The sequence below is a fragment of the Flagellimonas algicida genome, from assembly GCF_049629585.1.
Taxonomy (GTDB): Bacteria; Bacteroidota; Bacteroidia; order Flavobacteriales; family Flavobacteriaceae; genus Flagellimonas.
Window position 1 is genome coordinate 345,267 of the sequence record NZ_JBMYIX010000002.1, and the last position, 12,588, is coordinate 357,854.

14 protein-coding genes are annotated in these 12,588 nt (G+C 43.8%); 5 read left to right on the forward strand and 9 right to left on the reverse strand.

Going from position 1 to position 12,588, the window contains the following annotated elements; all coding sequences use genetic code 11:
• Positions 1-13: 13 nt before the first annotated feature.
• Both ACPD8L_RS10375 and ACPD8L_RS10380 read left to right on the forward strand, forming a co-directional pair.
• Positions 14-520 (forward strand): very short patch repair endonuclease, encoded by a 507-nt coding sequence (locus ACPD8L_RS10375; RefSeq protein ID WP_423943268.1) that lies wholly within the window; start codon positions 14-16, stop codon positions 518-520.
• Complete coding sequence (locus ACPD8L_RS10380) at positions 513-1,658, forward strand: methionine aminotransferase (RefSeq protein ID WP_423943270.1); 1,146 nt, start codon at positions 513-515, stop codon at positions 1,656-1,658. Before ACPD8L_RS10375 ends, ACPD8L_RS10380 begins: the two co-directional genes overlap by 8 nt.
• Positions 1,659-1,669: 11 nt before the next feature.
• On the opposite strand, the gene ACPD8L_RS10385 is transcribed toward ACPD8L_RS10380, so the two are convergent.
• Complete coding sequence (locus ACPD8L_RS10385; protein ID WP_423943272.1) at positions 1,670-2,383, reverse strand: helix-turn-helix domain-containing protein; 714 nt, start codon at positions 2,381-2,383, stop codon at positions 1,670-1,672.
• A gap of 146 nt (positions 2,384-2,529) precedes the next feature.
• On the opposite strand from ACPD8L_RS10385, the gene ACPD8L_RS10390 reads away from it, so the two are divergent.
• The gene (locus ACPD8L_RS10390) at positions 2,530-2,850 is read left to right on the forward strand and encodes a hypothetical protein (protein WP_293303599.1); all 321 of its coding nucleotides are present in this window, start codon (positions 2,530-2,532) and stop codon (positions 2,848-2,850) included.
• Here the strand turns inward: ACPD8L_RS10390 and ACPD8L_RS10395 are convergent.
• The 8 genes from ACPD8L_RS10395 to trhO all read right to left on the reverse strand — a co-directional run bounded on the left by ACPD8L_RS10395 (position 2,839) and on the right by trhO (position 10,741).
• Positions 2,839-3,363 (reverse strand): GNAT family N-acetyltransferase, encoded by a 525-nt coding sequence (locus ACPD8L_RS10395; RefSeq protein ID WP_423943273.1) that lies wholly within the window; start codon positions 3,361-3,363, stop codon positions 2,839-2,841. The two genes, ACPD8L_RS10390 and ACPD8L_RS10395, sit on opposite strands and share 12 nt — an antisense overlap.
• Before the next feature lie 311 nt (positions 3,364-3,674).
• The gene (locus tag ACPD8L_RS10400) at positions 3,675-4,328 is read right to left on the reverse strand and encodes a 3-oxoacid CoA-transferase subunit B (protein WP_116216749.1); all 654 of its coding nucleotides are present in this window, start codon (positions 4,326-4,328) and stop codon (positions 3,675-3,677) included.
• 37 nt (positions 4,329-4,365) lie between these two features.
• Positions 4,366-4,722, reverse strand: a complete 357-nt coding sequence (locus tag ACPD8L_RS10405) for a four helix bundle protein (RefSeq protein WP_129653967.1) — start codon at positions 4,720-4,722, stop codon at positions 4,366-4,368.
• 10 nt (positions 4,723-4,732) lie between these two features.
• Entirely contained in the window at positions 4,733-5,440 is a 708-nt protein-coding gene (locus ACPD8L_RS10410; RefSeq protein WP_423943274.1) for a CoA transferase subunit A, read from the reverse strand.
• 96 nt (positions 5,441-5,536) lie between these two features.
• Entirely contained in the window at positions 5,537-7,867 is a 2,331-nt protein-coding gene (locus ACPD8L_RS10415; RefSeq protein WP_421810457.1) for a penicillin-binding protein 1A, read from the reverse strand.
• Between the two features lie 2 nt (positions 7,868-7,869).
• Positions 7,870-8,355, reverse strand: a complete 486-nt coding sequence (locus tag ACPD8L_RS10420; protein WP_293303603.1) for a gliding motility lipoprotein GldH — start codon at positions 8,353-8,355, stop codon at positions 7,870-7,872.
• Entirely contained in the window at positions 8,348-9,502 is a 1,155-nt protein-coding gene (locus ACPD8L_RS10425; protein WP_421810456.1) for a PSP1 domain-containing protein, read from the reverse strand. The genes ACPD8L_RS10420 and ACPD8L_RS10425 overlap by 8 nt, the downstream gene beginning before the upstream one ends.
• A 207-nt stretch (positions 9,503-9,709) precedes the next feature.
• The gene (gene trhO / locus ACPD8L_RS10430) at positions 9,710-10,741 is read right to left on the reverse strand and encodes an oxygen-dependent tRNA uridine(34) hydroxylase TrhO (protein WP_293303605.1); all 1,032 of its coding nucleotides are present in this window, start codon (positions 10,739-10,741) and stop codon (positions 9,710-9,712) included.
• A 287-nt stretch (positions 10,742-11,028) separates the two neighbouring features.
• Here trhO and recA point away from each other — a divergent pair, with 287 nt between their 5' ends.
• Positions 11,029-12,036 carry a recombinase RecA gene (gene recA, locus ACPD8L_RS10435; RefSeq protein ID WP_116216742.1) on the forward strand — a complete coding sequence of 336 codons (1,008 nt, stop codon included), beginning with the start codon at positions 11,029-11,031 and terminating at the stop codon, positions 12,034-12,036.
• 104 nt (positions 12,037-12,140) lie between these two features.
• Positions 12,141-12,578 carry a hypothetical protein gene (locus ACPD8L_RS10440; protein WP_116216741.1) on the forward strand — a complete coding sequence of 146 codons (438 nt, stop codon included), beginning with the start codon at positions 12,141-12,143 and terminating at the stop codon, positions 12,576-12,578.
• Positions 12,579-12,588 lie beyond the last annotated feature (10 nt).

Here is a 12,588-nt window from a genome sequence, read left to right on the forward strand (position 1 = left end):
CAACAGTTTATTTTTGATTGAATCCTTCGTATATTCCAACATGTCCAAAAAGTATCCCAAAGAGCGTATCAAAGTGCCTCGGTTCAATGAGGAAAGTGGGTTTTATACCACCCCGGAACGCTCCAAGATCATGGGCAAGATCCGCGGCAAGAACACCAAGCCAGAGCTTGCGTTTAGGAAAGCTTTGTGGGCAGCGGGATACCGATACCGCATCGATTACAAAAAACTCATTGGAAAGCCGGATATCGCCCTAAAAAAGTACAGTACGGTCATCTTTATTGATGGAGAGTTCTGGCACGGCCATAATTGGGAGGAGCGCAGGCATAAAATCAAGACCAACCGCGAATTTTGGATTGCAAAAATTGAACGCAACATCCAACGGGACGAGGAGGTCAACGAAGCCTTGGAAAAAATGGGCTATACCGTGTTTCGATTTTGGGAGACCGAAGTAAAAAAAGACCTCGAAAGTTGCTTGCAAAAAGTGCTTGAAAGATTAAAAGAACATGACGCCAATGATTGAACCATCCTCCAAATTACCGCAGGTAGGCACCACCATTTTTACCACCATTGGTCAATTGGCCAAAGAACATAATGCCATTAATCTATCCCAGGGATTTCCCAATTTCAACCCTGACCCTGAGCTTCTACAACTCGTAGGCGAGGCTTTTAAAAAAGGTCATAACCAATATGCCCCCATGCAGGGAGTGCTTTCTCTCCGGGAAGCCATTTCAGAGAAAATTCAGCGCTTATATGGGGGCGATTACCACCCTGAATCTGAAATCACCGTTACGGCCGGGGCCACGCAGGCCATTTTTACGACGATTGCTGCCTTTGTGCGCCAAAACGATGAGGTCATTGTCATAGAACCTGCTTTTGATTGCTACGAACCGGCCATAACGCTTTTTGGGGGTAAATGTATCCCAGTGGCTCTGGAGGGAAATGATTTTAAAATGAATTGGAGTGCTTTTAAATCGGCGATAAGCCCAAAGACCAAAATGGTCATCATCAATACCCCGCACAATCCCACCGGCACCATTTGGTCCAAAAGTGATATGGTACAGCTTCAAGACATTTTAAGGGATACCAATATTATCCTGTTGAGCGATGAGGTCTACGAACACATTGTTTTTGATGGCAAACCCCATGAAAGCGTAGCCAAATATCCGGATCTGGCCGCTAGAGCCGTCATCTGCTCTTCTTTTGGAAAAACGTTTCATGCCACGGGCTGGAAAATAGGCTATTGTGTAGCACCAAAACCCTTGATGCGGGAGTTTCAAAAAGTACATCAGTTCAATGTGTTTTCGGTCAACCATGCCCTTCAGGTTGCTTTGGCCCAATATGTAAAAGATCCACAACATTATGTAACCCTTGGTAGTTTTTATCAGGAAAAGCGGGATGTTTTCCTAAAGGGTATTGAAGGCTCTCGATTCAAAATGATCCCTTCCGGTGGTACGTATTTTCAGTTATTGGAGTATTCCGATATCACAGACGAAAAAGACACAGCCTTTGCAGAACGTTTGATCAAGGAGTACAAGCTTGCCAGTATTCCGGTCTCTGTATTTTGCAAGGCGGATTACGACCAAAAATTCCTTCGGTTTTGCTTCGCGAAGACCAATGACGTTTTGTACCAAGCTTCCGAAATCTTGAACTCAATTTGAATGTCGTAAGGCTAAAGCTGCTTTTTCACGATCTTAAAAACCTGGAGCACATCATCCAAGGGCAGTTCAAAATCCTGATATTCTGGAGAAGTGTTCAAATTATGGCATTGGACCGTTCCCATTTTTGAATCATATCCTGTAAGTTGTTTACAGATAATCCTGTCCTTGCAGACCAATATGTACGATTTGTTCCATAAGCTTTCGTCCTTCTTGGCCAAATCTTCCTTTTTAAGGGCCAACCCCAAGACAAAGGATTTGTTGGGAATGGCGTGTATACTGGAATCATTCATGGAATTGCCTGAAACCTCAAATATGTAGTAGGACTCTTTGGCCACGGAATCTATGATAAAAGCGGATTGAAAAGGCACTTTGTTACCCCCTTTATCCGAAGCATCCAAGGCTTCAATATATTTTTTGTGCCATTCCATCAGGACCAAGGGAGCCATCACCAGATATTTTCCATGCTCCAAGGGATAAAAAACACTCCCATGTTTGGTAAAAGGCTTATCCTTGACATAGGGTTCGCCCAAATCATTGATTTCACGCAGATGCAGTTCCGCGATGGTCATCTCAAAATACTGGGCAATCTTGGTTAGATTTTTAATGGGAATGTTGGCATCTTTCCGCTCGTACAGCTGAATGGTACGGAGGCTAACCCCAATTTCATCCCCCAATTGCGTTTGACTAATCTTTTTTTTGCGTCTTAATTGCTTGATTATCACCATAAGTTTACTATATTGTGTAATATTATTACGCAACACACTATAGCTGCAGCAATTTCGCTACTTTTCTGTAATTGGGTTACAAGCCAAATATAGAAAATAGGAATTAACCCCAATAAAATAATTATTAATCCTTTAATCTATTATCTATGGGGTCTCCTAATTATTCCCGCTTTGTCATTAAAAGTGAGAACATCTTCACCAACGAAGATTATGGCAAACCGATCAGCGAACGTCTTTCTGAAATTTTGCGAAGAAATGCTTCCAAGGACGATTTGGCGAACATTGCCATCAAGTGTAAAATCAGCTTTTCTACCATCAGGGATGTGGTTTACAGAACCAATAGCCTCACTAAGGCCAATGCCACGGCTATTGCACAACTGATCTATGTTGCTTTTGAAAACTCAATTGGGTATAAGATTCGTTCTGAAACCGATGTCATGTTTTTGGAAGAGCTTTTAAACTTCTAAGCGAAGTAACCAATCGGTCTGTTCATCGGTTCCAATATAGTAGGGGTGCTCCCCAAACTTTTGGAAACCATGGCGCTGGTAAAAGCGTATGGCCTTGGGGTTGTGTTCCCACACCCCAAGCCATAGATATTCCATTTTTTGTTCCGCCGCCAGTTGGATGATGTATTGAAGCATTTGCGCTCCTATCTGTTTTCCCTGATGTGCTCCAAGCACATAAATCCGTTCCAATTCCATGGCCTTTCCATCATGGACATCGGTTTGGGCTGTACCCAAGTTCACTTTAAAGTAACCTACCAAGGTGTTGCTTTCATATACAAAATGGAAGAGTGAGCCGGGATTTTGAAGTTCCACTTCCAATCTTTCCCTACTGAACGTTTTGTTGATATACTCCCAAAAGTCATCAGGGTCATTGTCCTTTTCAAAAGCGGCCACAAAGGTGTCCTTTGAGATTTTCACCAAAGTATCCAAATCTGAAACACTACATTCCCTGAAAGATAGATTTGCCGAGGTCATTGCTTAAAAATATCGCAAAAAAAAGAGCCTAACAAAATGTTGGCTCCTAAATTTTCAGGGGGAAATTATACGTCTAAAGCATAAAAAGCTTCTTGATCAGTAACATAAATCCTGTAAAAAAATCGTTTCGATAGACTTGGACGTTTTCGTCCATGGTGGTGTGGTTTAATTTGGCTGCCATGGTGTCGTTTTTACGGTTGTCAATTTGGGTAAAAAATTCGATATAACCAAATATAAAATCGATGAATGACAATGTAAAACTAATGTTGTGTAACCGTTTCTTTTTGTTGTAAAAAAGCGAATGATATTTGCTAAATGTGCATCTCGGGCACCGCTTCCCCAACCATCAATTTTCCTTCGGTGGCCTTCACGATATCTTCCACGGTGACCCCAGGTGCCCGTTCAAGGAGTTTAAAACCTTCCGGAGTGACTTCCAGAACCGCCAAATTGGTCACGATCTTCTTTACACAGCCCACTCCGGTCAAAGGCAGGGTACAGCGTTTCAATAGTTTGGATTCACCCGCCTTGTTGGTGTGCATCATGGCCACAATGATGTTTTCAGCCGAGGCGACCAAATCCATGGCCCCACCCATGCCCTTTACCATTTTTCCGGGAATCTTCCAGTTGGCAATATCGCCGTTCTCGGCCACTTCCATGGCGCCCAAAATGGTCAGGTCCACATGCTTTCCCCTGATCATTCCAAAACTCAATGCAGAATCAAAAAAAGAAGCCCCGGGCAGGGTGGTTATGGTTTGCTTTCCGGCATTGATGATATCAGCATCCTCATCGCCCTCAAAAGGAAACGGACCCATGCCCAACACTCCGTTCTCGCTCTGGAATTCCACACTGATATCGTCCCGTACAAAATTGGCCACCAAGGTGGGTATGCCTATGCCCAGATTCACATAGTATCCATCCTTGACTTCCCGTGCAATACGTTTTGCTATTCCGTTTTTGTCCAACATATAAATAATGCTCTAATGTTTTTAATGTAGTAATGAATTAATTTTTAAGATTTCTCTTGCTTGTACTTACAATCTTATACATTATTAATCCCAACTCGTTCGCATTATCCTTTAAACTTGGTTTAAAAGGATAGTTTTCTGCCTTTTCACAAAGGGTTAACCAATACTTCACTTCTTCAAGTTCTTTTAAGGCTATTTTTACTTTATGAATAAAATCAGCTCTGCTTTCCGCATTTTGTGCTTCATGAATATTGGCCCCAATACTTGTTCCTGATTTTAACAGCTGATTGGCAACAACAAATTTCCGTTGTTTTTCTAGGGTTTCACAAAAATCAATTATCCTCAGGGCAAAATCAACGGATTTGGTAACGATTACATTTTCCCTTTTTACCATTAATTCATTATTACATTGATTTCATTTTACGAACCGTTCTTTGCTCTATTCGCTTCTCATATTTTTCACCTTGGAAGATTCGCTGCACAAAAATGCCAGGGATATGGATCTCGTTGGGGTCCAAGCTTCCGGCTGGAAGCAGCTCCTCCACCTCCGCCACGGTAATCTTGGACGCACCGCACATGCAAGGGTTAAAGTTTCGGGCCGTACCCTTGAATATGAGATTTCCGGCCTCATCTCCTTTCCAGGCTTTTACAAACGAAAAGTCGGCCTTAAAGGCAGGTTCCAGAACATACATCTTCCCATCAAATTCACGGGTTTCCTTTCCTTCTGCCACTTCAGTGCCATATCCGGCCGGGGTATAAAAAGCTGGGAAACCTGCTTGGGCCGCCCTGCATTTTTCGGCCAATGTGCCTTGGGGGGTCAATTCCACTTCCAACTCGCCACTCAACATTTGACGTTCAAACTCATCGTTTTCACCAACGTAGGAGGATATCATTTTTCTGATCTGGCGCTGCTGCAAAAGCAGTCCGAGGCCAAAATCGTCCACTCCGGCATTGTTGGAAATACAGGTAATGTCCTTGATGCCCAATCGTACAAGCTCGGCAATGGCATTTTCGGGAATTCCGCAGAGGCCAAACCCGCCCAACATAAAGGTCATCCCATCGGCAACACCTTCAAGGGCCTTATGGACATTGGAAACCGTTTTATTGATCATGAATATTATATTTTCTGATGCTTGAAAATACGATTTTAATAAAAAAGCCCCAAGACATTCTGCTTGGGGCCAAAGCTTTTTTTATGTTCTTCAAGGTTAGAAATCGATATCCTCTAAGTCGTCCTCCGTATCCAACTCATCTTGAAGTTCTTCCAAAACTTTGGTACAATCCACATTGATGGACAGATTTTCGGGTTTCTCAAAGGCATCTTTGGAGATTCCCAGCTCCTCGTTCTCATAATTCTTTTTCATATACAGGCCCCAAATAGGCAATGCCATAGCGGCCCCTTGACCATAAAGCAGTCGGGAAAAGTGAATACTCCTATTGTCTCCTCCTACCCATACACCGGTTACCAGATTGGGTACCATGCCCATGAACCAACCATCACTTTGGTTTTGGGTAGTTCCTGTTTTTCCCGCAATGGGATTGGTAAGCTCATAAGGGTATCCCGTGATAATTTCTTTGTACACGGTCTGGTTCTTCCCATAAGTATGTCTTAACCTTCCTCCTGAACCGTATAGGGTTACACCCTCCATAAGGTTTACCATAGCATAGGCCACATCTTTGCTCAGCACATCCTTGGTCTCGGGGGTATACTCATAAAGTACCGTTCCGTTCTTATCCTCTATACGCGTCACCATGACCGGTTTAACATATACGCCTTGGTTGGCAAAGGTGCCATAGGCCCCTACCATTTCATAGACATTGATGTCCTGGGTTCCCAAAGCAATGGAAGGCACTTCTGGAATTTCGCGGCTAATCCCCATGTTCTTGGCGATGGCCACCACCGATCCCGGTCCCACCTTATCGATCAATTGGGCGGTAATGGTATTTACCGAGTTGGCCAAGGCACTTTTTAAGGTCAGGTTCTTTCCGGAATACTTTCCATCAGAGTTTTTGGGGCACCATGCCTCCATATTGCCATGTTTCAATGGCTCAATACAGTATTGGTTATCCGGCAATGAGTCGCAGGGCGAATACCGCAACTGATCTATCGCCGCTGCATACACAAAAGGTTTAAAGGTAGATCCCGCTTGTCTTGCTCCCTGATACACGTTGTCATACTGAAAGTGTTTGTAATCCACACCCCCTACCCATGCCTTTACATGGCCCGTTTGGGGCTCCATGGACATCATGGCCGTTCTCAGGAAGGTCTTGTAGTAGCGAATGGAATCCATGGGGGTCATGATGGTGTCCTTTTCATAGGAATCGCTGTTCCAATCAAACACGGTCATCTCGGCTTTTTCATGGAAAGTGGCTTCAATCTCCTTTTCGGACAGTCCTTCCCGCTTTAAATGTCGCCAACGAGGTGAGGTTTTCATGGCGCTACGCATGATGGTATCAATAGCACCTTTGCTAATGTCCAAGAACGGTGCCGTTGGATTTCTATCTGGTGTATTTTGATGGAAGAATTCGGCCTGTAGGTTTTTCATGTGGGCCTCTACCGCTTCCTCTGCATTTTTTTGCATCCGGGAATCAATGGTGGTATATACCTTGAGTCCATCTAGGTAAATATTGTATTTCTCCCCATCTGGTTTTGGGTTGTTTTCCACCCAATTACCCAACCAGCGTTGCATGTACATCCTAAAATAGGTGGCCAAGCCTTCTCTATGCGATTCTGGATTAAAGTTGATTTTCATCTCCAAAGCCTGCAAAGAATCTTTTTCCCCTTCAGTGATGTAATCATATTTGGCCATTTGACCAAGCACTGTATTTCTTCTATTGTATACTAATTCTTCCCTCCGGATAGGATTGTATAAAGATGAATTTTTCAACATCCCCACTAATACAGCAGATTCTTCGGTACGAAGTTCATGCGGTTCTTTTCCAAAATATATTCTTGAAGCGGAACGGATACCATCAGCAGCATAACCAAAATCATAAATGTTCAAGTACATTGCTATGATTTCTTCCTTGGTATAATTTCGCTCCAGACGGGTAGCGATTACCCATTCCTGAATTTTTTGCAAAATGGCATTGGTAGTGCTTTCCTTGTCCCTTACACCAACAAACAATTGTCTGGCCAACTGTTGCGAAATAGTACTCGCTCCCCCTTTTTTACCTAAATAGGCCAAAGCCCTGATAAATCCTCTTGCATCGATACCAGAATGATCATAGTATCTAGCATCTTCTGTGGCCACTAAGGCATTGACCAAGTTTTGAGGTAGTTTGTCAAATGAAACCGGGGTACGGTTATCGTCCAAGTATAATTTCCCAAGGGTTTCCCCATCAGAAGATATAAACTCAGTGGCCAAATTGGTTTCTGGGTTTTCCAATCGCTCGAAGGTGGGCATCTCCCCAAATACTCCCCAGGAGGCCAAGAGGAAAATCAATATAGCGAAGAGAACGCCGGACCCAAAAAGAATCCAAAACCATTTAATGTAGGTAAAGAAGCCTTTTTGCTCCTTTTGTTTTGCTTTTGCCATTGTTATTGGGTGCTTTTTTCTATTTCCAAACCAACATCTGTGATGCCCTCCAACACATGGAGGCCCTCTACATCCCCATTTCTGCGCATGGCATGGAAAATGTTCACTTTATATACGCCTGAATCGGGAAAAACGATGTTTTCCTGAAACCAAAGTTTACTTTCCTTGACACTTCCCAAACCGGTGCCCAACCATTCCCCTGTGGGTTCGGCCATTTTGTATTCCAAGGTATCCTTGATGGTATTGCCTCCCGGCGACTCCAGTTCGGCAATCAAAAAAAGGTTGCTGAATGGAAAGGAATCATCATTTCTAATGTTGATGAACATATTGTGTGTGATGGTGGAATCCAATCCTGAAAACTCAAATGCCACGGGGCTGTCCATCTCCCATTGTCCATTTTTTATGGGGCCATATTCTGAAAAGACCAATTGATCATTACAGGATGTGACCATCAGGACAAGCGCCAATAAGGCTAAAACGTTACGCATTGGAGGATGCTTTTGGGTTAGGTTTCTTTCGACGCTTTTTCTTCCTTCTCTTTTTAGGCCTGTCAAATCTTGTTAAACTGTCTTGCCCCACTACATTTTCAAAGGTCGCTTTTTCCTCATCTATATTATCTTGGGCGTAGTCTTCCAAGCTATCAATTTTCTCGTTCTTCTTGTTCAGTTCCAGGATTTCCAACACTTGGTCCTTGCTCAGGGTATGCCATGTGGCAGGGTCATCCTTGTAAGAGAACCATAGGGTTTCCTTGAAAATATCCGCTTTCTGGCAAAAGGCAATTCCCTTTTTGGTCAATAATTTGCTGTCTTGGGGTGGGAAATTTTTCAATGCCTCCAGATACATGTCCAGCTCATAATTGAGGCAGCACTTTAATTTACCGCATTGTCCTGCCAATTTCTGGGGGTTCAAGGCCAATTGCTGGTATCTGGCCGATGCCGTACTTACCGACCTGAAGTCTGTTAACCATGTAGAGCAACACAACTCCCGTCCGCATGAACCTACACCGCCCAAGCGCTGTGCTTCTTGCCTATACCCTATCTGACGCATCTCTATACGGATGCCAAAGGCCTTGGCCATATCTTTAATCAGCTGCCTAAAATCCACTCGGTCTTCCGCCGTGTAGTAGAAGGTGGCCTTGGATCCATCGCCTTGGAACTCCACATCGCTCAACTTCATCTCTAGCCGTAAGGAAATCGCTATTTCGCGTGATCGTTTTTTGATTTCCTCTTCCCGATCACGGCACTTTTGCCAAATATCAATGTCGCGTTGGGTGGCTTTTCTATAGATTTTGGGAAGGGTCTTGTCGTCTGCCGCGACTTTTTTGCGCTTCATTTGGATGCGCACCAGTTCCCCGGTGAGGGTCACCATACCCACATCATGGCCGGATTTGGCCTGGGTGGCCACCACATCACCTATGGACAACGGAAGATTGTCCGCATTCCTATAAAATTCTTTTCTACTGTTCTTGAAACGTACCTCAACGCAATCAAAAGGTTTTTGACCGTTGGGCAACGACATATTGGAAAGCCAATCGAAGACCGTTAGCTTGTTACAACCATCAGTGCCGCAAGTCCCGTTGTTCTTGCAACCACGCGGTTGTCCATCCTTGCCGGTTGAACAACTGCTACACGCCATATTTTGTATCTTGATTGAGGTGCACAAAAACAAATTGTCAGTTCGAGCGCAGTCGAGAACTCCTTAAAACAAACATTGTTTAACATACATCTCGACTGCGCTCGATGTGACATACAAACATCGTTTATCCTTTTTGGACAACCTCAATAGGGTTCATAAAAATTACTCAACTGTAAATATAGCACAAATTGTGGCTACCGAGAAATGCTAGTTTTTGTATTTCAGCACGGGAGAACGCCCTTTCTTGAAAATCTTGTTGCTGACTTCCTTGCCTTTGCGAAGTTTCTTCTGTTCTTCATAAGGCAGGGCATGGATTTCTTGGCATTCCGTGGAGCAACAGTTGTCCATGGCCGTAGCACATTCCTCGCACTGGATAAACAGCAAATGACAGGCTTCATTGGCACAGTTCACATGGGTATCACAGGGTTTCCCGCACTGATGGCAATTGGAGATGATGTCCTCCGAAATACGCTCCCCTCTTCGGTGGTCAAAAACAAAGTTTTTGCCCAAAAATTTATTTTCAAGATTGTTGGCCTTCACTTGACGGGTATATTCAATGATGCCTCCTTCCAACTGGTACACATTCTTAAACCCTTTGTGCTTGTAATAGGCACTGGCCTTTTCGCAACGGATTCCACCGGTACAGTACATCACCAGCTTTTTGTCTTCCTTGTGCTCAGCTAGATCCGCTTCAATAATATCCAAAGAATCCCGGAATGTGTCCACATCCGGGGTAACGGCATTTTTAAAATGCCCTATCTCACTTTCATAGTGGTTACGCATGTCCACCAAAACCGTATCAGGGTCTTCAATAAGCTCATTGAATTGCTCCGCGCCCACATGGACGCCTTTGTTGGTGACATCGAAAGTGTTGTCGTTCAATCCGTCTGCCACAATTTTTTTGCGGACTTTCACCTTCAGCTTTAGGAAAGATTTGTTGTCCTGCTCAATGGCAATGTTCAATCGAACATTTTCCAAGAAAGTGATGCTGTCCAAATGGGTCTTGAACGTCTCGAAATTTTCAGCAGGAACAGAGAGCTGGGCGTTTACCCCTTCATAGGCTACATAAATCCTGCCGAGAACGTCCATTTCGTTCCAAGCCAAAAAAAGATGGTTCCGTAAAATTTGGGGATTCCCAATGTGCGCGTACTTGTAGAAAGAGATGGTAAGCCGATCCTGTCCGGCTTCCTCAATAAGTTTTTCCCTTTCCCTTGCGCTTAACGTATTGTACAGTTGCATGCTATACCAATATTTAAGTTAAAGAATGGTTCAAAATAAAAACGGGGCAAAGATACAAATTTCAAGTAGGGGAAAAAGAAAAGGGCTTCCGGAGTCCGGAAGCCCTTTTTAAAACCACTTTGGTCTTTTTCATAGCTATATTTTCTCCCTACCTTGAATGTCGAACCAATGTTCGCCCTATGGATATTGAGTTAGTACCCCTTAGATTCATAACTTATAAAAAGGTTGCGTCGCCTTTGTCGTATGTAGAAAGAAATGGTATTTTAGCCTTCCTAATCCTTTGAACCATGAGCAACGAGAAAGAAGCAAAATTAAAAGCCCTTAAACTAACCTTGGACAAGCTGGACAAGACCTACGGAAAGGGTGCCGTAATGAAAATGGGCGACAGTGTGGTGGAAGATGTTGAGGTAATCCCTACGGGATCGTTGGGACTGGATGTTGCTTTGGGCGTTGGTGGATACCCGCGGGGAAGGGTCATTGAAATATATGGTCCCGAATCGTCCGGTAAGACCACATTGACCTTGCACGCCATTGCCGAAGCCCAAAAAGCTGGTGGCATCGCGGCCTTTATTGATGCAGAACATGCCTTTGATCGTTTTTATGCCAAAAAGTTGGGGGTGGACATTGACAACCTCATCATTTCCCAACCCGATCATGGGGAACAGGCCCTTGAAATTGCGGATAACCTGATTCGTTCCGGGGCCATTGATATTGTTATTGTGGATTCTGTTGCAGCTTTGACCCCAAAAAGTGAGATTGAAGGCGAAATGGGGGATTCCAAAATGGGACTCCATGCCCGACTTATGTCGCAGGCTTTGCGAAAACTGACTTCTACCATAAGTAAGACCAAGTGTACGGTAATCTTTATCAACCAATTGCGGGAAAAAATCGGGGTCATGTTCGGGAACCCGGAAACCACTACTGGGGGTAATGCCCTTAAGTTCTATGCTTCGGTCCGTTTGGATATTAGACGTTCCACCCAAATAAAGAGCACCGATGGGGATGTACAAGGAAACAAGACCCGTGTAAAGGTGGTCAAGAATAAAGTAGCCCCACCTTTCAAGACTGCTGAGTTCGATATTATGTACGGCGAAGGAATCTCCAAAGTAGGCGAGGTCATCGATTTGGGTGTAGCTTATGAAATCATCAAGAAAAGTGGTTCCTGGTTCAGTTATGGCGACACCAAATTAGGCCAGGGAAGGGATGCCGTTAAAGCACTTTTATTGGACAACCCAGAACTTTCGGAAGAACTCGAGACCAAAATCAAGGAAGCAATTTCCGCTGTAAGCGCATAAATCCGCGAAACAATATTTGGGCAGGTTTAACTTTTCCCTGTGAAAATCTTACGCAACCCTTGGCTATACTGCACATCTAGGGTATATAAAGCAAGGATTTTATAATGAGAAAAGTATTAGTTCCCCTACTATGGATTTTGGCATTTACGTGGCTCAGCTCGTGCAGCTTGGACGACGATACCCCGAATTTTTATTTCACTACCTTGAAAACGGTGGAAGCTGAAATGCCCGAGTCTTTTGAACTCAATGAATCATACGACATCAAGGTCACATATGTAAGACCCAATGGCTGTACGTATTTTGAAAAGTTTGAGGTGTACAAAACAGGGGAAACCGATAGGGAGGTATACCTACAAGGGTCCGTCCTCACCAATGATGACACGGCTTGTACAGAGGCTCTTGAAGAAGTGATCGCCACACTAAAGTTCAATGTGATTTTCACGGGAGAATACCATTTTAAATTTTATGCCGGGCAAGATCAAAATGACAAACCTGTGTTTTTGGAATACAGCGTCCCGGTAGCAGACACACAAACAAATTAGAAATTTAGAC